Below are 21,846 nucleotides of genomic sequence, written 5' to 3' on the forward strand. Positions count from 1 at the left end.
CAGGGGGACCGGCTCGGTCCGGCTCAGTTGTCGGAGAGGTGATAGCCGTTGCGCATCGACATGCTGGCCGTGTACAGGACCTCACCCAGGAGATCGTCGGTCTCCTTGCGAACCTTGTCGGACAACTCCTGGTTGGCAGCCTCGAGAATCCGGCGAACCTCGAGATTATCCGTACTCTGGTCATCCCCCTCAAGGCGGCCGACCTGTTCATCGGCGGCGGCAATCATCCGGTGACCGGCCCCGCCCACACTCTGCTGATACCGCTCGATGGCCGCCGAAGTCGAAGCGAAGGCCGAGTCGCTCAGGGCGGCAATCAGCCTGTCGGCCCAGTAGAGACTGTCGGTGGAGACCCGGTTGGTGGCGTTGCTCAGATATTCGGGGGTCCTATCGACGTTGGCATAGAGGGGAATGAGGGCATTGAAGGCGTTGGACCCGTACGACATCCACTGGATGGCCCGGCAGGACTCGGGGCGGTAGGGACGCAGCTGGATGACGGCCAGCTGATCGTTCCTGTTGATTCCGATGGGACGGAAGAGACCTCGGGTGTGCTCGTCGCCGGTCACGCTGTATGGATCGTAGGGGGTTCCCTGGTAGTGGGAGCCCAGCAGGTACTTCACATCTTCGATGGTGATCTTCCGCTCGGGTTGACGGCACCAGGGGATGTTGTCGCTGGTGGGGTTATGGTCGGCATCGGGCCCGTCCCAGACCTCGTCGTACGGATTCAGGAAGCGCTGCATGTACCAGGCGCGGGGGGTGTTGTAGACATGGTCCGAATCACTGTGTGAACCGAAGGCATCACGCGGGTTGAAGGGGGACTCGGACTCGACGGCCAGGTCCAGATGATTGTCGTCGATGAACGTGCGCAGGTCGGCCGAGCACATGTGATCCTCCTGGTCACCCAGGGCGTCGTCCAAATCGAACTCATCGATACCGAGCTGGTTGGGCATGGTCACGTAGGAGTCGTCGGGAACCCGCTTGGCAATCCAGTGGTGGCCGCCGATGGTTTCCAGCCACCAGATTTCGTCCAGATCGCTGAAGGCGATGCCGTTCATTTCATAGGTGCCGAACTCTTCCAGAAGGGCACCAAGACGCTGCACGCCCTCACGGGCGGAACGAATGTAAGGCAGGACGATGGTGACCAGGTCCTCCTCGCCGATGCCACCGGGCACCTCCGCCAGGTAACCTTCCTCACCGGGCTTGCCCAGAGCGGGTGCCAGCTCCACCAGGGGGTCGGCACCCAGAACACGCTCATTGGAGGTGATGGTCTCGGTGGCGGACATGGCCACGTTGGCGGAGTTGACACCCGCCTCGGCCCAGAGTCCCTGATCCAGTACGGCATTGGGCACCGAGGTATAGCGCATGGGGTTGTCGGGCAGGTCCATCTCCACATGGCTCAGGACGCTGCGGTAGTGGCGGGGCTGCTCGTCCGGTTCCACCACGACGAACCGCTTCGGGCGGAACTCCCCGTTGGGCGAATCCTCATTGCGGGCGATGATGGTGGACCCGTCGTAGCTGGCGTTTTTGCCAATCAGCAGCGTGGTGCAGGGCATGAAACCGTGCCTCCCTTTCTTCGGATGTATCAGAATCCCGACGAGGGACCGATCCACTGCCGATGAACGACCAGCGGGACGACCGCGCCCGATTCGGGGCCGACTTGCGATGTTTTTACTCTAATGCCTGCCGCTCCCAATCGGGAGTCTAATTCCATGAGGAAGGTACGGATCCGGACGTAACCGGCTGCCCACCCAGAGAAGGCTATGCCAGGAGACCGCAGAACAGGGCCTCGAAGTCCAGTAGGGTGGAGCCGTTGGCAGCCAGACGCCTACGGGTTCTGGCTATGATCTCCAGCCGCTCTATGGCATCCTCGCGGGAGAGCCGTACTGAGAGTTCGGCGATGGCCGCACGGTTCTCGAGATTGACCAGTCCGGCCGTCTCCTCGGCCTGGTTCTGGAGAACGCCCACGTCCCGGTAGACGCTTGCCAGGGTGGTCAGATTCCGATCCAGCACGTCCCTGGTCAACCTGGTCACGCGGCGACGAACCTGGTCCTTGCTGCTCAGCGCGTGGTAGGCACCGATTAGCTGCCTGGGAATGCGCTCGTCCGGGGTAAGTCCGTTGATGGCCCTGAACTCCTGCTCGTCACGCTTGACCTGCTCGTTGACCGTATCGGTGGCCTGGTCCTTGGCCGCATCGACAACCCTCCCGGCCAGGACCACGGCATCCGAGGCACGGTGGAGGTTGAGCAGACCCACCACCAGGTCGTCACGGTCCACCAGTACCTGCTCGCGGGTGGCGTAGAGCTTGGCGATTCCGATATGCCCTTGGGCCAGGCGGGCCGCCTTGGCCGCCAGGGGTGGTTCCACACCCACCTGATCGGTCAGGAAACCGGCAACGGCCGTATTCGAAGGGATGGCCAGGTTGACGACCCTGGTCCTCGAGCGGATGGTCGGCAGAACGTCCTGGGCGTTGGGGGCGCAGAGAAGCCAGATGGTGTGGGGGGCGGGCTCCTCTATCTCCTTGAGGAGGACATTGGTGGTCCGCTCCAGCATCCTATCCACGTCCTCGATGATGATGACCCGCCAGGGCGAGGTGGACGGCATCTGCTCCGAGGTCATGATGAGCTCACGAACCTCGTTAATGCCGATGGTGACCTTGTTGGTCGACAGGACCGTCACATCGGGATAGGTCCCGGCCAAGACCTGCTGGGTGATACGGCTGGGCTGGTCGTCAAGCCCATGATCAGGACTGACCAGGGCCGCCGCAAAGGCACGCGCCAGGTTCGACCTCCCGGATCCAGGAGGTCCGCAAATCAGCCAGGACTGGGCCACCGAGTCACGGTCGTGTCCCTGCGAGGCGACAATCTGCTTAAGCAGGGCCACCGTGGGCTCCTGCCCGACGATGGCATCCCAGACGCTCATCGTGCCTTCCTGAGGAGGTGGCCCCTGAAGATTCCCCGTGCCGTCACAGCCGCGGAAGGGGGATGATTCCTCCCAGCATCGCCAGCCTCGGAATCGGATGCATCCTCATCCTCGATATCGTCATTCTGGTCCGGCTCGTCGGCATCCAATTCACCATCCGCACCGTCTTCGTCGTAGGACGAATCATCGGGCCCCTCGGCCGGGGCGGGAAGATTGGGTGTCCTGCCTTCAATCAGACCGTCCAAATCATGCTGAATCTGCAACCAGACCTCTTCCACGGACCGGGAGGCATCGATGACCACGAACCGGTCGGGCTCCTCCTCGGCCAGGCGAAGGAAGGCCTCCCTCACGTTCCGCTGGAAGTCGTCACCCTCTGATTCCAACCGGTCGGGCTCATGGTCCAACCGCTGCTTGGACTGGCTGGGATCGGCATCCAGAAGATAGGTCCTGGTGGGGAGAAGGCCGTCCGAGGCCCAAAGACTCAACTGCCGGATCACATCGGCCGAGAGTTCACGACCCCCCGCCTGATAGGCCACCGAGGAATCCAGGTACCGGTCGCACAGCACGATGTCACCCCGGTCCAGGGCGGGTCTGACCACCTGGGCCACGTGCTCCGCACGGTCTGCCGCATAGAGAAGGGCCTCGGTGCGGGGTGCCAGGTCATCGGTCGAATCAACCACATCCGTTCCCCCGGTCACTGCCAGGGAGGGGAAGGAGGCCATGCCATGCAGGACCAGCTCCCTGATGGCCAGGCCGGCCGGCGTACCACCAGGCTCCCGGGTTACCAGGGACCTCAGCCCGCGTTCCTGCAGGTAGGCGTGAACCCGCTGGGTCTGGGTCGATTTTCCGGCCCCGTCAACGCCTTCGAAGGATATGAATAATCCGTCGCTCATGCCTTCTTCTCCGTAGTCGCGCTCTTCTTGCGCGTGCTGGTGGTCTTCCTGGCCGCGGTCGTCTTCGCGCGAGTGGTTTTAGCGGTCTTCGTCGTCGCCTTCCTGGTGGTCTTTCTTGCGGTCTTGGACTTGGTTCCGGATGATTTGGTCCGACGCTTCCTGGGACCGGCCGCTCGCTTCTCGGCCAGGAGACGGAAGGCCTCCTCGGGCTCTATGGACTGAGCCGTGTACTGCTTGGGCAGGGTCCGATTGGTCTGTCCATCGGTGATGTAGACCCCGTAGAATCCATCCTTTATGGTGACGGGCTTCCCGCTTTCCGGGTCCTGGCCCAGCTCACGGAGGGGCGGCTTGGCGCTTCCACGGGTACGGCGACCATACTTGGGCTGGTCGAAGAGGTCCTTGGCCGCGGCCTGGTCGACGGTGAATATCTCGCCTTCGTTGCTCAGGGACCTGGTCTCGGTACCGCCATCCGGCTTGGTTGCCGTCAGGTAGGGGCCATACCGCCCGTTGTTGGCAGTGACCGTAGCCTGGTCAATCTGCCCGGTCTTGGTATCGACCAGCTCGATGGTGCCCACCGTTCTGGGCAGACCGAGCAGTTTCAAGGCATCTTCCAGGGTCACCGTATCGGGGTCCATGGTCTTGAACAGCGAGGCCATCTTTGGCTTGGGGGCCTCGGACTTGGCTGCGTGTCCACCCTTGCCCGACTTGGCGGATGCGACCGTCTTCTTCTCCTCGGCCTCCTGGCTCTCCGGATCGACAAGGGCCACATAGGGGCCAAACCGACCCTTGCGAACCTCGACCTGACCACCGGTCTCCGGATCGATACCCAGCTGCCTGGGGCCGCCCGCATTGGAAGCAATGAGCTCATGACCAACGGCAGGCGTCAGCTCGTCGGGGGCCATTGTCGGAGGAAGGGAGGCACGCTTGGGGTTCCCTTCGGCATCCAAATCGGCCGTATCCTCCAGGTAGGGGCCGTAGCGGCCCACACGGACCTGCAGTCCATCGCCGATTTCGATGGTGTTGATCTTCCGGGCATCGATGTCACCCAGCTGGGCAACCTGCTCCTGGAGTCCCTGGTGGGCCTGGTCGGTGCTCTCCGCCGCACCCTCTCCGGATCCGAAGTAGAAGCGGGTCAGCCAGTCCTTCCCCTTCTCCTTGCCGTGGGCAATCATGTCCAGGCCGTTTTCCATCTGGGCCGTGAACTGGTAGTCCACATACCGGGGGAAGTTGGTCTCCAGAAGTCTGACCACCGAGAAGGCAAGCCAGGAGGGAATCAGTGCGCGACCACGCTCGTAGACATAGCCACGATCGATAATGGTCGAGATGATGCTGGCGTAGGTGGAAGGCCGACCAATCTCCTTGGCCTCAAGGGTCTTGACCAGGGAGGCTTCGGTATAGCGGGCCGGGGGCTGGGTCTCATGACCATCGGGGTTCACCGATAAGGCCTTGAGCCGGTCGCCCTTCTTCATCGGCGGCAGGGACCCGTTGTCGGCCTCGGAATCGGTCGATTCGGCCCTGTCGCGCTTACCGGCGGCGCCCTTGGGTTTCTCGGTCCCGTACCCCATGGCCTTCATAAAACCAGGGAACTCGATGACGGTACCGGAGGCTTGGAAAATGGCCTCCCCATCCTCACCGGCCTGGGCCGATAGGCGTACGGAAGCGGTCGATCCCGTGGCATCGGCCATCTGCGAAGCCAGGGTCCTGCGCCAAATCAGGGTGTAGAGCTTGAGCTGGTCAGGGGGCAGGACGGAAGCCAGATCTTCGGGCCGTCGGAAGGATGAACCTGCGGGACGGATGCACTCGTGGGCCTCCTGGGCGCCAGCCGTCTTGGTCACATACTGCTTGGACTTGGCCGAGAGGTATTCGGACCCGTAGACCCTGGTGACGCTCTTTCGTGCGGCCGCGATGGCCTCCTGGGAGAGCGTGACCGAATCGGTACGCATGTAGGTGATGTAACCGTTCTCGTAGAGTCCCTGTGCCGCCCTCATGGCAGCCCGCGAACTCATCCCCAGTCTGTTACCGGCAGCCTGCTGCATGGTCGAGGTGGTGAAGGGGGGCTGGGGCCGGCGCCGATAGGGCCTCGTCTCCATCCCGACAACGGTGAAGGGCTGGTCTGCGAGCGCTTCGGCGATCCGGTCGGCCTGGGCCTGATCCATCTGGAGGACCTGGTCCTTGGCTGCCGTCTCGGTCAGTTGCCCCTTGCTGGTGAAGTCCTTGGAAGATGCCAGGCGCCGGTCACCCAGTTGGACCATCTGAGCCTTGAAGGTCGAAGGCTGGTCATCCTCGGCATCAGCGGCCGATCCGGCTGCCAGCTCGGCCACCAAATCCCAGTAGGGCGCACGGACGAAGGCCATTCGCTCCCGCTCACGCTCGACAATCAGCCGGGTGGCCACGGACTGGACACGTCCCGCACTCAGGCCAGGCCCCACCTTCCGCCAGAGCACGGGAGAGAGTTCGTACCCGTAGAGGCGGTCCAGCACCCGCCGGGTCTCCTGGGCATCGACCATGTCGGCGTCCACATCGCGGGTGTGGTCCAGGGAGTCCTTGATGGCCTCCGGGGTTATCTCGTGGAAGACCATGCGTTTGACGGGGACCTTGGGCTTGAGGGTCTGCACCAGGTGCCAGGCGATGGCCTCCCCCTCGCGATCCTCATCAGTTGCCAGATACAGCTCATCGGCACCCTTCAGGGCCTTCTTCAGCTCGGAAACGGTTTTCTTCTTCTTATCGTCCACGATGTAGTAGGGCTTGAACCCGTCAGTCACATCGACCCCGAACCTGCCGTATTCCTTCTTCTGGGAGGCAGGCACCTGAGAGGGCTGGGCCAGGTCACGAATATGACCGACCGAGGCCATGACGGTGTATCCCTTGCCCAGATATCCACCGATCTTCCTTGCCTTGGTTGGCGACTCAACAATGACAAGCTTATTGCCGGATGCCATGGCCTCTCCTTATATAGTGTTCTTCGCACGCCATCTTACTCACCAGAGGTCGTCATGTCGCAAATCAACGCCACTGTGCGTGGATGGACGTGACGGATGCTCTCGCAGATACGCCGACGGCCTTAGATTTCGCGCGGAGGGGCGGGGGGTTCACCGACCAGCCCCAAACGGGTGAGGGGCGAGGCAGTCACCTGACGCATGGCAAGGGACAGGCCGAGCAGGAGCGAAAGGAGGGAGGCGATGAGGATGACGGCGGAACAGTGGGCCCCGTAGAAGGTCCACCTGGCGCTCATCTCCAAGCCGGAGGAAATCTGCCAGATGACGAAAACCGCATAGAGGGTTCCCAGGGTTCCGAGGGTCATCATCAGGGTGGAGACGATCTGGACCGATGCCGACGACATGCGGGTTCCCGGCAGATCCATGCCGGAGGACCGGGTGAAGACCAGCGTGATCAGCCCCAGCCCCCCTGCGATGAGGATGGACATGACCACATCGGCCGGTCGATGCCATCCGCCCAGAATCAGGGAACAGCCGATGGAGAGGGTGAAAGCGAAACCGATCAAAGCCACCAGGGCCCGCCAGACCCTCGGCACCACGAACAGGAGGACCAGAACTGCGGTCACGGCCATGATGGTGTGCCCCGAGGGGGCGGAGTTCTCCTTAGTAGACAGGACATTGATCAGGAGGGGGCGGGGAAGGTACTTCTTGAGAATCCTCCCTGACAGATAGGCGAGCAGGGGGTAGACCACCACCTGGCCCAGGAGCCACCAACGCCTGCGGACCAGAACCACCACCAGGGCAATCAGACCAATCAGAACGCACATTCCGGCGGCCACATAGGGCATGGTGAAGATGCCCAGGTAGGCCTTGATGAGGGGGACCTGATCGACGAAACCGTTGAAGTTCGAAATGACCATGTCGTCATAGGACTGCCCGCCCATCGTGTAGACGGCCAGCCACCAGACACCGGCGGAGGCGGCCAGCATCAACAGCCCGAGGACCAGGCAGAGCATGCGGCTCGACATGCGCGGGCGGACCGTCAGCGGGTCCATCTCCTTCAAGGCCCCACTGTCCTCAACGTGCTGGTCCTTCGGGTCCTGATACCAGACCTGCTCGGCCTGACCCTGATTTCGCATATCGGTCATATCACCCGACTTTATCCAAACCCCGGGCCCTGGACACGGCTCCGACGTATAAGAAGCGCATGTCGTTCACACCCAAACGGCAATCCGCAAACACCGGGCATAAGAAAACTCCCACGCACCCGACAGAGGCCACTTACCCTTGCTGCATTCCTGCCCTGGGGGGATTGGGTGACATAACGCCACGTGAGAGCAAGTCACCATGATAGCAGACCACAACGATTGACGCGCCTCATTGAAATAGGGCCAGGCCGTGCCCGGCCTACCGGGTGGAGGTAAAAATTCAGTCTGTTTCATCAGGGCCGGCTCCCGGCACCAGGAAGGCTCCGATATCATGAACCCAGCCAGGAAGTTAGGAATCCGGCAGGACCGGAAGAACAGAAGAAGTCACAGTATGGATGCAGATTTGGTTATCGTCGGTGCTGGCCTTTTCGGCCTGACCGTGGCCCAACAGGCCGTCGAGCACTCCGGAGCACGGGTGCGGATCATCGACGTGCGGAATCATATCGGAGGCAATGCGTACTCCTATATGGACAAGGAGACCGGTGCCGAGATTCACCAGTACGGGGCCCACCTCTTCCACACCTCCAACCGGAAGGTCTGGGAGTATGTCAACCGTTTCACGGAATTCACCGACTACACCCACCGGGTCTACACCACCCACAAGGGGGAGGTCTTCCCCCTGCCCATCAACCTGGGAACCATCAACCAGTTCTTCCGAGCCCGCTACACCCCCCAGGAGGCCCGGGACCTGATTCGGGAGCAGGCCGGCGAGTTGGCAGGAACTGACCCGGCGAACCTGAATGACCAGGGCATCTCCCTGATTGGACGACCCCTCTACGAGGCCTTCATCAAGAACTACACGGCCAAGCAGTGGCAGACCGACCCCTCCCAGCTCCCCGCATCAATCATCAAGCGCCTCCCCGTGCGGTTCAACTACGACAACCACTACTTCAAGGACACCTGGGAGGGGCTGCCCAAGGAGGGGTATACCGCCTGGTTCGAGCGGATGATCGACGACCCCCGCATCGAGGTCAGTCTGGGCACGGACTTCTTCGACACCACCCAGCCCTGGAACCGTGATGCCCTGGTAGGCCAGGTCCCCCTGGTCTACACAGGCCCGGTCGACCGGTACTTCGACTATCGCCTGGGTGAACTCAAGTGGCGCACCGTCGACTTCAAGGAGAGGCGCTACGACGAAGACGACCACTTCGGGTGCCCGGTGATGAACTTCTCCGATCCGGACGTCCCCTACACCCGGGCCATCGAGTTCAAGAACTTCAACCCCGAACGCCATGACCGCCAGAACCATGAACGCACCGTGGTCTGGGAGGAATACAGCCGCTTCGCCGGCAAGGGAGATGAGCCTTACTACCCCATCAACACGAGCGGTGACCGAGCCCTGTACTCCCAGTACAAGGGTCTCTCCGAGCAGGAGCCCCGGGTGGTCTTCGGGGGCCGCCTGGGCACCTATGCCTACTACGACATGCACCAGGTCATCAACTCCGCCCTGGATGCCTGGGAAAAGAAGGTCAAGCCTCTGATTGACTGAGCGGATGCACGCCTGGTCCTGAGGCGGCACCCTTGGTCCGGTTGGGATAGGCGAACGGCCGGTCACCTGCGATAGGTGACCGGCCGTTCCCATAAGCACAAATGCCAGCGAAACAGGACACTGGCGATTTCATGCACGCCGCCCCATCCGGCCCCATAGGACCGAACCAGGGCGGACCTGCTTTGGCTCAGGCGTGCCAGACGTCCTTGCCGTTGTCCTTGGCGGTCTTGACATCGGCGTTGAGGGCATCCTCGTCGCCTTCGACCTTGCCGACGATGTAATCCTCGACCAGCTGACGAGCCTCGTTGTCCTCATGCTGCACAGCCGGGGACTTCATGAAGTAGGAGCTGGGGGCCAGGATCGGGCCGGCCAGGTGGCGGTCCAGGGCGATCTTGGCGGCGCGGACCGCGTCGATGACGATACCGGCCGAGTTGGGGGAATCCCAGACTTCGAGGCGGTACTCCAGGTTCAGCGGCACATCACCGAAGGTCGTGCCCTCCAGACGAACGAAGGCCAACTTGCGGTCATCCAGCCAGGCCACGTAATCCGAGGGGCCGATGTGGACGTTGTGCTCATCCATCTCGTGGGGAACAATCGAGGTGACGGCTCGGGTCTTGGAGATCTTCTTGGACTCCAGGCGGGAACGCTGCAGCATGTTCATGAAGTCCATGTTGCCGCCGACGTTCAGCTGGTAGGTGCGATCCAGGCGGACACCGCGGTCCTCGAAGAGACGGGCCATGACACGGTGGGTGATGGTCGCGCCCACCTGGCTCTTGATGTCGTCGCCCACGATCGGCACGCCGGCATCGCGGAACTTCTGGGCCCACTCGGGGTCGGAAGCGATGAAGACGGGCAGGCAGTTGACGAAGCCGCAGCCGGCCTCAAGGGCCGCCGCCGCATAGGCCTTGTCGGCCTCCTCGGAACCGACGGGCAGGTAGGAAACCAGGACGTCGACCTTCTTGTCACGCAGGATCTGGGCCACGTCGACGGGCTCGACGTCGGACTCCTCGATCATCTTGCTGTAGTACTCACCCAGGCCGTCGTTGGTGGGGCCACGCATGACCTCGACACCCAGGTTGGGCACGTCGCTGAACTTGTAGGTGTTGTTCTGGGAAGCGAAGATGGCCTCGCTCAGGTCCTTGCCCACCTTGAGTGAATCCACATCGAAGGCGGTCACGAATTCGATGTCACGGATGCGATACCCACCGAAATTGGCGTGCATGATGCCGGGGATCTTGTCATCATCCTTGGCGTCCCTGTAATATTCGACTCCCTGCACCAGCGAGGAAGCGCAGTTGCCCACGCCCGCTATAGCTACACGGATGCTCATACAAACTCCTCTGATTAACTGAGTTATTCCAACCTAAGCATACCTGTTCCCAGCGAGTTGCAAGGAACAGGACGAGGAATTCGTTCCCGGAGCGAGAATGGCCCCGGACAGAGCCTCATGCCGCGGGAGTGCGGACGTACCGCAGCCAAAACCCTGGAACCAGGCGCATATATGTGTACAGGATATATACATACCTGCACCTGCCCGCTCCCGCCGGGGAAGCAACAGCAGATACCGAGCGACGGAAACGTACGGGAATGATGAACGTTCAGCCTTGAGTCGAACGGTTTTCAACCAGGACGGTTAGCGTGGTTCTCATGGCCAAACAGACTCATACAGTCAACTCGGCAGCGAAGGGAAGGCGTCCAGCCCCCTCGACCCGCCAGGTGGGGCAAACCACCAAGATCAGGGGCAAGAAGAACAACAAGGCCCCCTCGCACCGCTCGGATGTGAGATCTGACCGGGGCGGACACCGTCAGCCGCCCAAGAAGAAGCGGCATCTCCTGCTCAAGTGGATTCTGGGCATCCTGGCGACCCTTATCGTAGCCGCCATAGGATGCTTCGCCTACCTCTACCTGACCACCGAGATTGTACCGCCCGAGAAGCAGGCCCTGGCCCAGAAGACCACGGTCTACTTCGCTGACGGGACCACCCCGATCGGCACCTACGCCAACCAGGACAGGGAAATCATCGACTGTGCCGTCCTGCCCCAGTATGTAGGCAACTCAATCGTCGCCTCCGAGAACCGCTCCTTCTACAACGACAGCGGCATCGACCTGAAAGGCATCGGTCGAGCCCTCTTCAACAACGTGACCAAGGGGACCCGCCAGGGTGGATCCACCATCACCCAGCAGTATGCCGAACGCTACTACCTGGGCGAAACGACCACCTACAAGGGGAAGCTGCGCGAGGCCATCCTGGCCCTGAAGATCTCACAGACCGAAAGCAAGGACAAGGTTCTGTGCAACTACATGAACACAATCTACTTCGGGCGCGGGGCCTATGGAATCGAGGCGGCAGCCCAGAACTACTTCGGTAAGAACGCCAAGGACCTGACCCTGTCCGAAGCCGCCATGCTGTCGGGCATCATCCCAGCTCCGACCACTTGGGACCCCGCAGTCAGCCCCAAGCAGGCGGAGTCCAGATTCCACCGGGTCCTGGGCATCATGGAGGAAGACCACTACATCAGCCATGCCGACAAGGTCAAGGCATCAATGCCCCAGACCATCGACTACTCCCCCAGGAACGTCTACCAGGGTCCGAACGGGTACCTGCTGAGAATGGTCCGCAACGAGCTGACGGAAGGAAAGAAGGCCCCCTTCACCGCGGATGACCTGGACACGGGCGGGTACAAGATCATCACGACCATCGAAAAGGACAAGCAGGATCTGATGTTCCAGGTGGCCAGCCCCTCCACCGGAGACAAGGACCTTCCGCCGACCCTGCAGACCGGTGGCCTCTCGGTCAACCCGCGAGACGGGTCCATCATCGCCCTCTATGCGGGCGACGACTACCTGGTCAAACAGCTCAACAACGTGGATCAGGCCACCTTCCAGGTGGGTTCGACCATGAAGGCCTATACCCTTCTGGGCGCCATCCAGGAAGGGGTCAGTCTCAACACCGTCTTCAACGGCAACTCCCCCAGGACCTTCTCCAGCGTTGGCAAGTCCGTGGCCAACGCAGGTCAGGTGAGCTACGGATACATCAATCTCTACTCGGCCTTCGCCAACTCGGTCAACACCGTCTTCATGGACCTGGGCGAGCATGTCACCTCCCAGAAGACCGCCCAGCTGGCCCACACGGCAGGTATCACCGGGAAGATCGATGACACGACCACCTTCGATACCCTGGGTCTGGATGCCCTGACCGTATACGACGCCACCCAGGGCTACGCCACCCTAGCCAACGGGGGAAAGAAGCCCGAGCTCCACCTGGTGAGCCAGGTCAAGGATTCCAAGGATCAGGAACTGTACACAGCCGTCATCAAGGGCGACCAGGTCTTCAATCAGGATCAGATAGCACTCCTTCAGAAGGCCATGACCTCGACGGTCCAGTACGGCACCGGCTCCTATGCCCGGTCCCTGGGGCGGCCCATCGCAGGCAAGACCGGAACCGCAAACGACGAGACGGCCATCTCCTTCATCGGATTCACCCCTTCGGTCCTGACCACCTTCGCGGTCTGGAACCAGGGCGAGGATGGAAGCGCCCTGAAGGTACCCGAGGTCTACCAGAACCAGTTCTACCCGGTCCGCCTCTTCACCCAGTACATGAAGGGCGCCTTGGGCGACAGCCCGGTCGAGAAGTTCCCGAACGCCGTCGACAAGGGCAAGATCGGCGGCCCGGACGGGACCTGGGGAACCGGCGGAGGACGCAGCAACTACACCCCCCGGTCCTACGAACAGGCCGTACCCTCCCAAACACCGACGCCCGAAGCCAAAAAGGATGAGAGCAGTTCCACCGGCAGCGGCTCAGACGATGAGAAAACCCCGGCACAGGGCGGAAGCACCGATACCGGAAGCGAAGGCGGCCAGGAAGGTCAGACAACACAGAGCAACAGCCCGCCGGCGACAGGGCAGTAGTCGGGGAAGACCCGAAAAGCAGAGCCCGCAGGACCGGACGCAACGGCCCGTGAGGCGAAACGGAAAGGCCGTTCCCACCAATCGGGGGAACGGCCTTTCCGCGTCACCGGACACTCCGGTCAGATTCGTTCGAACCGGTTAATGGCCGAAATGATGGCCTTGAGGGAGCTGGTCGAAATCGACGAGTCGATGCCGACGCCCCAAATCACTCGGGCTTCTGCGGGCTCACCCACCTTGCACTCCACATAGGAGGCGGCCAGGGCATCGGTCCCGGCGGTCATGGCGTGCTCAGCGTAATCCTGGACCGAAACGGTCAGGTCCTGCGACTTCAGGGCATCCAGGAAGGCGGCGATGGGACCGTTACCATGCCCCTTGATGCGGCGCTTGCTCTCCTCGTCCTGGGGGCCCAGACCCCTGTCCAGCACGGTCGCTTCCAGCTCGGTGTCCGAGCCGTCCTCGCCCGAGGAGACGGAAACACTCAGCAGTTTGAGGCGGCCCCACTGGCTGAGGGACTCATCGTCCTTGTCGGCCATGGACTCGCCACCGGCCACGCTGCCGCTCTCCTCGACGGGCAGATACTCGTCCTTGAAGAGGCGCCAGATATCCGCATCCTTGACCTCGTGCTTGGTCTTGTCGGCATAAGCCTGGACCAGTCGCTCGAACTCGACCTGCAGGCGCTTGGGCAGGTCCAGGTTGTGGTTGGCCTTGAGCAGATAGGCCATTCCCCCCTTGCCGGACTGGGAGTTCACACGGATGATGGCCTCATAACTACCACCGACATCCTTGGGGTCCATGGGCAGATAGGGCACCAGCCAGAGGTAGTCCTCCGGATTCGCGTTGTCACGCAGAGCGGCCTGCTGGCGGGCGTCCAGACCCTTTTTGATGGCATCCTGGTGGGAGCCGGAGAAGGCCGTGTAGACGAAGTTGCCGGCGTAGGGGTGCCGCTCGGAGATCTTGATCTGGTTGCAGTACTCCACGGTTCTGCGGATATTCGGCATGTCGGAGAAATCCAGCTGGGGGTCGATGCCCTGGACCAGCATGTTCAGCCCGACCGTGCAGATGTCAACGTTGCCGGTACGCTCCCCGTTGCCCAGGAGGCACCCCTCGACCCGGTCTGCACCGGCCAGGAGGCCCAGTTCGGTGGCGGCCACGGCCATGCCCTCGTCGTTGTGTGGGTGGAGGGAGAGGACCACGGCATCTCGGTCGTGCAGGTTGTTCGAGATGTACTCCACCTCGTCGGCAAAGACGTTGGGGGTGGTCATCTCGACCGTGTTGGGCAGGTTGATGATCATCGGATGCTCCGGTGTCGGCTTGATCACATCGATGACCGCGTTGCAGACGTCAAGGGAGAACTCGGGCTCGGCCCCGGAGAAGGACTCGGGTGAGTACTCGTAATAGAGTTCGGTCTCCCCGGCATCCGCCTCCAGGGACCTGCAGAGCTCGGCAGCGTCGGTGGCCAGCTTCTTGATGCCGGCCTTGTCCTTGCGGAAGACCACCTCACGCTGGAGGACCGAAACCGAGTTGTAGAAATGGACCACGGCCCGATTGGCCCCGCGCAGGGCCTCGTACGTGCGTCGAATCAGATGCTCCCTGGCCTGGGTCAGCACCACGATGGTCACATCGTCGGGAATCAGCTCACGCTCTATCAGGAGGCGGATGAAGTCATAATCGGTCTCGGAGGCCGAGGGGAACCCCACCTCGATCTCCTTGAAGCCCATGGAAAGCAAGAGGTTCCAGAAACGCAGCTTCCGTTCGGAGTCCATTGGGTCCACCAGGGCCTGGTTACCGTCGCGCAGGTCGACGGAGCACCAGCGGGGCGCCCGCTTCAGGGTCTTCTCGGGCCAGGTCCGCTCTGGATAATCGAAGGGAACCTGCTTGTTATAGGCCACGTACTTGGTGTAAGGCATGGCGCTGGGTTTCTGGGGCGAGCCCACGAACCGACGGGGAGGCAGCAACAGATCGTTGTTACCTCCATTGGACGCTGCGGCCTGTGCCGCGAGATCGAATACGGATGTATGATCCCGATCCATCACTCCTCCTTCTGCTGCTCTCTTGTTTTCATTTTCTGTACATTGTGCACCAAATATGTGCTTGGCCCACCGCCAGGTCCAGACTTCGGCGATGCCTCGGCAGACGGAGAGGGCCGGGCCTACCTGAACAGTGAGATGCCGCGACGACCAAGGCAGTATGCGTTACCCAGCCAGGTATGGCGCGAGTTGGGCCAGACCGACCCCAGCCGGGGTGCGTTCTGGCTCATCCAGATGCTGGGGACGCGCCCGTCCGCACTATGGGACCCCAGCAGGTTGAAGCCGTTCTTCACCGCCAGCCAGTCCGGATGCTGGGTGGCTATGGCCAGCCCCTCCTCCAGGGTGAGCGGGAGGCGGTCATCGGAATCGATGAGTTTGCGAGCCACATCGGGTTCCCTGTTGACATAGCAGGTACCCGTGTGGGGTTCCAGAACGATGTAGAAGGGTCCCTCGGGGGGTTCGAACCCGTTCTGCGGCATGAAGCTGGCGATATCCCGGGGCGGCATGGTTGTGAATCCGGCCATCCGGTTGATGCTGGTACGGGATATCAGGGACTCGGGGCTGACCAGCTCCCGGGTCGGTATGAGCAGGATCCGATCACCCAACTCGGTCCCCTCCAGGGCCGAGATAAGCGGCTGGGCCAGGGATCTGAAGGCCGCGGCGCTGATGTCGGCCACGTCCGGATAGCCCAGGGCCACGATTCTGTCCAGCTGCCGCCGAGCCTCGTCAGATGATTTGGTCATGCCATCAAGTGTAAGGCCACCCGGCAATCCTGCACTCGCGCCCGGACCTCCCGGACATGCAAGGGGCAGGGCCGCTTCCCGTGAAGACGGCCCCGCCCTGTGGAAATCCAAATCAGAGGCTTTCCAGATCCTTGCCCTTGGTTTCCTGGGCGAAGAGGTAGACAACAGCTCCGATGACCAGGCAGACACCGAAGAAGGTGAAGGCCGTGGTGACGACACCGATGTTGATGTGCTGGGAGACATAATCCCCACCGACCAGGAGGCCCATGAAGATGGGGCCGACGATCTTTGCCGTGGCTCCGATGCCGTACCCCAGACCCAGACCCGTCGAACGCACATCATTGGGGAACTGCTCGCCTCCAAAGGCGTTGAGGATACCGAAGACACCGTCGGCGAAGGTCATGATGACCAGGACGGCGATGTAGAACTGCCAGCCCGAGTTGTGGAAGAAGGCTGCATAGAAGCAACCCAGGGCACCGATGATGCCGAAGGAGAACATGGTCCAGCGACGGCCGATGACGTCGGCCAGCCAGGCCGAACCGAACCTCCCGATGCAGTCCGCCACGGAAACACCCATGAAGAGGTAGGCCACCATCTTGGTGGAGAAACCGAAGGCATCCTTCATCAGGGTCTGACCCCAGGATTGGATGGCGAAGGAACCCAGGATGAAGCAGAAGGAACCGACCGAGATGATGATCAGCGGCTTCAGGTGCTTGGAGAAGAGCAGGCCGTAGCTGGCCTTCTGCTCCTGCTCGACCTTGGGAAGGGCACCGACCTGGTCGGTCGGCAGTTCCAGGGCCCACCCCAGGGCCTTGCGGGCATCGTCATCACGCCCGACGCTCTGGTAGAACCTTGGTGATTCAGGAACCATGGCCAGCCAGAAAAGAAGCAGGACCGGGATGGCACCCAGCGCCACCAGTATCCGCCAGTTCTCCCCAATCACGCTCTGGGCCACCGAGCCGAGCAGAAGGCCGAGGGGGATGAAGACCGAGGCCAGTCCGGAGAGCATGCCGCGCTGCTTGGACGGCACGAATTCCTGGACGTAGGGGATGGAGATGATGTTCAGACCCCCGACACCGATACCCACGCCGATGCGGAGGACGGCCAGGAGAATCCAGGCGCCGTCCGGCAGGAAGACCGACAGGGCCGTGAAGACAACGAAACAGAGCACGCACCACTGGAAGGCGTGCTTGCGTCCGAAACGATCGGCCAGACGGCCCCAGACAATGGAACCGATGACCGTGCCCAGACCGGAGCAGGCCAGGATGATACCGGCCGAGACGCCGGTCAGATGCCAGGCCGAGGTCAGGAGGGAGACCACGAATCCGATCAGGAACATATCGAAGAACTCGGATATGTTTCCGGCTATGGCCAGCCCGATGATGCTTTTCTGATGCCCGGTCAGGGGGCGGGTGTCGATCTGCTCGTAAGCGGTCAGACCTCCCCGACCCGTTTGGGCTTGTGTGTCACTCATGGTGCGTTCTCTTTCGTAAGTATGCTGAAAGTCGGTTTCGGCTCTCAACGGTTGATGTCATCGCCCAGGGGGATATCGAGTTCATGGGCGCGGATACGGGTCAGGTCGCCCATATGGGTCAGAGCGTATTCGGCGGCCCGCTGGCCCCAGCGCACGCCGCAATCCACATCATCGGAGAGGAAGCCATGCAGGGTCGCGGCCACAAAGGAGTCACCGGCACCGGGGCGGTCAACGACGGGAACCGTGGTGGTCGTGTACTTCTTGACCCCCTTGGCGGTATGCAGATAGGGACCGTCCAGATGGTTGGTGGAGATGATGTACTCATTGCCGAAGCGCCGATAGAGCTGTTCGCAGACCTCTTCCCCACTTCCTTCTATCCCGAAGACGCTCTTGGCGTCCTTGATGGAGCAGAAGAGGATGCGGGCCTTCTCGGCGATGGGTTCCAGGATGTGCCGGGCCTGTTCACCCGTCCAGAGCTTGCTACGGAAGTTCACGTCCAGGGCGATGTCAATGCCCCGCTTGGCGGCCTGGTCCGCGGCGTAGGTCACCACCTCGGCAGTGGTATCGGTCAAGGCTGCGGTGATGCCGGTCAAAAAGACCAGACGGGTATCAAGCATCCGGTCCCAGTCGTAATCGTTCACCCCGGTGGTTCTGAATGGGGTGTACTCCCGGTCGTAGATCACGTTGGCCGGCATCGGAGGTTCGCCCGGCTCCATGAAGTAGAGGGCGATACGGCTGGCAGGCTTGCGGACCATGGTGCTCATGTCCACCCCCACCGAGCGGTACTCGCTCAGCACATACTCGCCCAGATCACCCTCGGGCAGTGACGAGGTCCAGAGGGTCTTGCGTTGCAACTGGGCCAGAACACCGGCCACGTTGGCCTCCGAACATGCCGGGTTCATCAGGACGGAGCGCGCATTCATCAGGCGCTCGCCCCTCCTGACCGTAAGTCTGATCTGACCCTCGCCAATCGTTGAAAGGTCATAGGTATGCTCTGCCATCGTATTCCTTAGTCTGTTTCACTCGAACCGTATCAGGACAGCCATGTCCCTTTCCGGTCTTTCCTTGTTCGATCCGTCATACACGAATCAGGTCCAGGTGGACCACCTGCGGTGGTGGTCCACCGGTTCAACCTTCTACTGCCTGGTCGGTCATTGCCCCGCCGAAGCCCGGCAACTCCGGCAGGGGTTACGGTCCGGCACCGGTGGATCCATCCGGACCACCGGGCCGGAACCGTTCATCCGTACTACGGACGAGCGGAATTCTCTGGGACTGTCAGGGCCAGACCCTGTCAATCGTGTCCCGCAACTCGGTCGCCGCCGCCAGCGGGGCGTCAGCCTTGACAATGCCGCGACCCGAGATGACCACACCGACAGGAACACCCTCGAAGAAGGGGAGGTCCTTGGCGGTGACGCCACCTGTGACGGTGACCTTGAATCCCATATCATGCAGTTCACGGATGCGAGCCTTGTCGTTTTCACCCCAGGTCAAGGTTCCTGCGGCCTCGGCATCCCGGGAACGATGAACAATGACCTGGGTGGCACCAAGTTCACGCCACTGCCTGGCCTGGTCGGAGTCGTACTTCTCCCCGAGTTCAATCTGGACCTCACCACCGAACTCCTGGGCGACCTTGACGACCTGCCCCACCGTGGTCATGCTGGCCCCGGCCACGACCGAGACCCAGTTGGCACCGGCTTCGAAGCAGGCCCTGGAAATGACCGCTCCGGCCTCGGCGATACGCACATCGGCCAGGATGGTCTTCCCGGGGTAGAGCGCCCTGATCTCACGGACGGCCTTCAGTCCCTCCGCAATGATCAGGACTGTACCGCACTCGATGACGTCAATCTTGCTGATGGCCGCGTTAAGCGGCTTCAAGGCAGAAGGCATGTCGAAGGTGTCCAGGGCAATCTGCAACTGCGGCCGCTCCAGGGCTCCCTCGGTGCCCGGCTGGTTCTCCTTCGCCATGGCGATCAGGCCTCCTTGCGGAAGGTGAAGAAGGTGCGGGCGTTGCCAATAAGCAGCTTATCGACGTAGGCGGGATCGAACCCCTCGGCGATCATGCGGGGGCCGTCCACGGCGGGGTTGTAGTCAACGCCGCTGACCGATCCGTAGACCTTCTGGTAGGAGCGCTTGCCCGAATCGGTGCCCAGGAGAATCCTGTCCTCGAAGCCGTCGTCCTTGAAGGCCTTCAGTTCCATGATCCTGTTGGAATCGGGCTGGTACTTGATGCGGTTGGTACCGTCGATCTCCAGGTAGACGCCCAGGTCGAGAATCTGCTCCAGGTAGTAGACATCCGCATTGCGCTGGATGTGTCCGATGGCAATCTGATCGGCCGGGACGCCCAGCTCGATGAGGGTCTGGGCCTGCTCCAGGCCGCAGGTGCCGTAGGTGGTATGAGTGTTGATCGGGGCACCGGTAGCAATGGCGGCCTTGGCTGCGGCCTCCATGCACTTGCGCTCGAAGGGGGTGATCTTGCCGTAAGCAGTGCCGATCTTGATGACACCGGCCTTGTAGGGGCTGCGGTCCACCAGAGGACCCGTGTAGTCGTTGCGGTCGATACCCTCGGTGATGTCGGCGATGACCAGGTCGGCGATCTGGTCCACACTGTAGCGGTTGATCCAGTGCGACTGGGTCTCCAGGTAGACGTGTTCACGGTGGAAGCCGGTGGCACCGATGACCTGCAGATGGTCAACGGAGCGGGCCACCTCGACCAGCTTTTCGATATCGCGACCACAGTTGATCGGGCACATATCGACCACGGTGCCACCCTGGTCGCTCCAGTTCAGGGAAGCCTTGGCGAAGTACCCGGCCTCGGTCTGGGCCTTCTCGACGGAATCCAGCTGGTGGTCACCATCCAGGTAGACCTCTCCGGCCCCGACGCGAATCAGATGGTCATGGCTGTTGACGACACCCAGGGTCCCGGGGTCCACATCTCCGAGGATCGTTCTTGCGAATGCCATTCGAACTCCTTTGTTTGTCTTCTCTGCGGCTGTCGGGCACCACATCCGGCCACCCTATGGCACCGGTGCCCTCGTACAGGGTCCAGGATAGGTAAGGACCAAACACAATGGCAACCCAGGTAATGTACATATGCTTGCCAGTTCTACTACAACCGGGACCTTCCGGGCAAAAATAGCTGATTTATTCATCAACTGCCCAGTTCTGTTTTGCCTTGCTGGCACCACAAGTACTTGATAAGATGTACATATGTTCAGCAACGTGCAGCTGATGACCTCCGCACAGGCGCGCGACCGGGTCCAGCTCCTCCTGAAAATCGCCCGCATGTATTACGAGGACCACATGCTTCAGTCCGAGATTGCGGCAAGGGTCGGGTACTCACGGCCCTCCGTCTCGCGGATGCTCAAGGAAGCCGAGGACCAGGGCCTGGTCTCCGTCACCATCAGGGACCCCCTGGAGCGGCTGCAAAACCTGGAAAACGAGCTGATAGGCCGTTTCAACCTGCACTATGCCAGGGTTTCCGAGCCCCCTTCGGGATGCACAGGCTACGATGTGGTCCCACGCAGCGCTGCGTCCCTCCTGGTGGAACATACCCGGCCCGACTCCCTCGTTACGGTCTCGAACGGCAATGCCGTGGCCTATACGGTGCGGGAGGTACCGCTCCAGAACTGGGGCAAAACCAACGTGGCGCAGATGATCGGTTCCCTCTCCCCCAACAACCCCATGACGGATTCGCCGGAGATCTGCAGGATGCTGGCCCAACGCCTGGGAGGCAACTACACCTCCCTGCCCGTACCCATGATTCTCTCCTCCAAGACCATCGCCAAGGCCATGCTCAAGGAAAAGCAGATTGCCGACACCCTGACCCTGGGCGGCCATGCGGACGTGGCCGTGGTCGGCGTCGGGTCCGTGGAGGATGGGCGCTCCGGGCATATCTTCCACGATTACGAGAACGCCGACCTGGTTCGGGAGGTGACAGCCCGGAAGGCGGTGGGGCATATCTGCGGCCACCATATCGATGCCCAGGGCAACCACATCCGCACCAGCCTGTGCGAGCGGACCATATCCATCGACTTCGACCGGCTCAAGCGCATCCCCCTGGTCATCGGTGTGGCCTGGGGGCACCAGAAGGTGCCGGGAATCCTGGCCTGCCTCAGGGCGGGGCTAATCTCGGCCCTGGCCACCGACAGGGAGACCGCGGAGGGGATCCTGGAGCTGGATGATAGGCAAACCGGGGGCAGAAAACGGCAGTGATGCCGTGACCGGGGGTGCGTCAGCTCAGCGGTCAGGCAT

At 61.8% G+C, this 21,846-nt stretch carries 14 protein-coding genes, 1 other RNA gene and 1 pseudogene; 3 read left to right on the top strand and 13 right to left on the bottom strand.

The annotated features are described in order from the left end of the window. Positions 1-23: 23 nt before the first annotated feature. The 6 genes and pseudogenes from H3V08_RS05970 to ffs form a co-directional block, all read right to left on the bottom strand. On the bottom strand, positions 24-1,550 hold the full coding sequence (locus H3V08_RS05970) for a C69 family dipeptidase (protein WP_198181908.1): 1,527 nt from the start codon (positions 1,548-1,550) through the stop codon (positions 24-26). Positions 1,551-1,755: 205 nt separating this feature from the next. Continuing rightward, complete coding sequence (locus H3V08_RS05975) at positions 1,756-2,916, bottom strand: DNA polymerase III subunit delta' (protein ID WP_198181909.1); 1,161 nt, start codon at positions 2,914-2,916, stop codon at positions 1,756-1,758. A gap of 239 nt (positions 2,917-3,155) precedes the next feature. Further along, a pseudogene (gene tmk, locus H3V08_RS05980) lies at positions 3,156-3,809 on the bottom strand (dTMP kinase); the annotation flags it as partial. Beyond that, complete coding sequence (gene topA / locus H3V08_RS05985) at positions 3,806-6,748, bottom strand: type I DNA topoisomerase (RefSeq protein ID WP_198181911.1); 2,943 nt, start codon at positions 6,746-6,748, stop codon at positions 3,806-3,808. The gene topA and the pseudogene tmk, both read right to left, overlap by 4 nt. A gap of 122 nt (positions 6,749-6,870) precedes the next feature. Continuing rightward, complete coding sequence (locus H3V08_RS05990; RefSeq protein ID WP_198181912.1) at positions 6,871-7,893, bottom strand: phosphatase PAP2 family protein; 1,023 nt, start codon at positions 7,891-7,893, stop codon at positions 6,871-6,873. Between the two features lie 102 nt (positions 7,894-7,995). After that, positions 7,996-8,086, bottom strand: an RNA gene (gene ffs, locus H3V08_RS05995) — signal recognition particle sRNA small type. Between the two features lie 198 nt (positions 8,087-8,284). On the opposite strand from ffs, the gene glf reads away from it, so the two are divergent. Continuing rightward, on the top strand, positions 8,285-9,442 hold the full coding sequence (gene glf, locus H3V08_RS06000) for a UDP-galactopyranose mutase (protein WP_198181913.1): 1,158 nt from the start codon (positions 8,285-8,287) through the stop codon (positions 9,440-9,442). A 187-nt stretch (positions 9,443-9,629) separates the two neighbouring features. On the opposite strand, the gene H3V08_RS06005 is transcribed toward glf, so the two are convergent. Beyond that, complete coding sequence (locus tag H3V08_RS06005) at positions 9,630-10,772, bottom strand: inositol-3-phosphate synthase (RefSeq protein WP_198181914.1); 1,143 nt, start codon at positions 10,770-10,772, stop codon at positions 9,630-9,632. Between the two features lie 317 nt (positions 10,773-11,089). Between H3V08_RS06005 and H3V08_RS06010 the strand changes: the two genes are divergently transcribed. Further along, entirely contained in the window at positions 11,090-13,351 is a 2,262-nt protein-coding gene (locus H3V08_RS06010) for a transglycosylase domain-containing protein (RefSeq protein ID WP_198181915.1), read from the top strand. A 119-nt stretch (positions 13,352-13,470) separates the two neighbouring features. Here the strand turns inward: H3V08_RS06010 and leuA are convergent, their stop codons facing one another. The 6 genes from leuA to H3V08_RS06040 form a co-directional block, all read right to left on the bottom strand. Beyond that, on the bottom strand, positions 13,471-15,381 hold the full coding sequence (gene leuA / locus H3V08_RS06015) for a 2-isopropylmalate synthase (RefSeq protein ID WP_198181916.1): 1,911 nt from the start codon (positions 15,379-15,381) through the stop codon (positions 13,471-13,473). 119 nt (positions 15,382-15,500) lie between these two features. Continuing rightward, positions 15,501-16,121, bottom strand: coding sequence for a DUF5701 family protein (locus H3V08_RS06020; protein WP_033491146.1), 621 nt, complete (start codon positions 16,119-16,121; stop codon positions 15,501-15,503). A gap of 112 nt (positions 16,122-16,233) precedes the next feature. After that, entirely contained in the window at positions 16,234-17,595 is a 1,362-nt protein-coding gene (locus H3V08_RS06025; RefSeq protein ID WP_110445107.1) for an MFS transporter, read from the bottom strand. Between the two features lie 44 nt (positions 17,596-17,639). Then, complete coding sequence (locus tag H3V08_RS06030; protein ID WP_198181917.1) at positions 17,640-18,596, bottom strand: sugar kinase; 957 nt, start codon at positions 18,594-18,596, stop codon at positions 17,640-17,642. A gap of 274 nt (positions 18,597-18,870) precedes the next feature. Beyond that, positions 18,871-19,560 carry a 3-dehydro-L-gulonate-6-phosphate decarboxylase gene (locus tag H3V08_RS06035; RefSeq protein ID WP_198181918.1) on the bottom strand — a complete coding sequence of 230 codons (690 nt, stop codon included), beginning with the start codon at positions 19,558-19,560 and terminating at the stop codon, positions 18,871-18,873. Positions 19,561-19,565: 5 nt separating this feature from the next. Further along, positions 19,566-20,555, bottom strand: coding sequence for a phosphotriesterase family protein (locus tag H3V08_RS06040; protein WP_198181919.1), 990 nt, complete (start codon positions 20,553-20,555; stop codon positions 19,566-19,568). A gap of 247 nt (positions 20,556-20,802) precedes the next feature. On the opposite strand from H3V08_RS06040, the gene H3V08_RS06045 reads away from it, so the two are divergent. Beyond that, entirely contained in the window at positions 20,803-21,807 is a 1,005-nt protein-coding gene (locus tag H3V08_RS06045) for a sugar-binding transcriptional regulator (protein ID WP_033491141.1), read from the top strand. Positions 21,808-21,846: the final 39 nt, after the last annotated feature.

Origin of the sequence: Bifidobacterium sp. M0307 (assembly GCF_016100445.1) — a bacterium.
Taxonomy (GTDB): domain Bacteria; phylum Actinomycetota; class Actinomycetes; order Actinomycetales; family Bifidobacteriaceae; genus Bombiscardovia; species Bombiscardovia coryneformis.

What these genes read in the sequence shown, in the direction of transcription:
- leuA (WP_198181916.1), bottom strand. Translation starts at nt 15,381, where the DNA reads ATGGATCGGGATCATACATCCGTATTCGATCTCGCGGCACAGGCCGCA.
- H3V08_RS06025 (WP_110445107.1), bottom strand. Translation starts at nt 17,595, where the DNA reads ATGAGTGACACACAAGCCCAAACGGGTCGGGGAGGTCTGACCGCTTAC.
- H3V08_RS06010 (WP_198181915.1), top strand. Translation starts at nt 11,090, where the DNA reads ATGGCCAAACAGACTCATACAGTCAACTCGGCAGCGAAGGGAAGGCGT.
- H3V08_RS05990 (WP_198181912.1), bottom strand. Translation starts at nt 7,893, where the DNA reads ATGACCGATATGCGAAATCAGGGTCAGGCCGAGCAGGTCTGGTATCAG.
- H3V08_RS06040 (WP_198181919.1), bottom strand. Translation starts at nt 20,555, where the DNA reads ATGGCATTCGCAAGAACGATCCTCGGAGATGTGGACCCCGGGACCCTG.
- H3V08_RS06030 (WP_198181917.1), bottom strand. Translation starts at nt 18,596, where the DNA reads ATGGCAGAGCATACCTATGACCTTTCAACGATTGGCGAGGGTCAGATC.
- H3V08_RS06005 (WP_198181914.1), bottom strand. Translation starts at nt 10,772, where the DNA reads ATGAGCATCCGTGTAGCTATAGCGGGCGTGGGCAACTGCGCTTCCTCG.
- H3V08_RS06035 (WP_198181918.1), bottom strand. Translation starts at nt 19,560, where the DNA reads ATGGCGAAGGAGAACCAGCCGGGCACCGAGGGAGCCCTGGAGCGGCCG.
- H3V08_RS05975 (WP_198181909.1), bottom strand. Translation starts at nt 2,916, where the DNA reads ATGAGCGTCTGGGATGCCATCGTCGGGCAGGAGCCCACGGTGGCCCTG.
- H3V08_RS06045 (WP_033491141.1), top strand. Translation starts at nt 20,803, where the DNA reads ATGTTCAGCAACGTGCAGCTGATGACCTCCGCACAGGCGCGCGACCGG.
- H3V08_RS05970 (WP_198181908.1), bottom strand. Translation starts at nt 1,550, where the DNA reads ATGCCCTGCACCACGCTGCTGATTGGCAAAAACGCCAGCTACGACGGG.
- H3V08_RS06020 (WP_033491146.1), bottom strand. Translation starts at nt 16,121, where the DNA reads ATGACCAAATCATCTGACGAGGCTCGGCGGCAGCTGGACAGAATCGTG.
- topA (WP_198181911.1), bottom strand. Translation starts at nt 6,748, where the DNA reads ATGGCATCCGGCAATAAGCTTGTCATTGTTGAGTCGCCAACCAAGGCA.
- glf (WP_198181913.1), top strand. Translation starts at nt 8,285, where the DNA reads ATGGATGCAGATTTGGTTATCGTCGGTGCTGGCCTTTTCGGCCTGACC.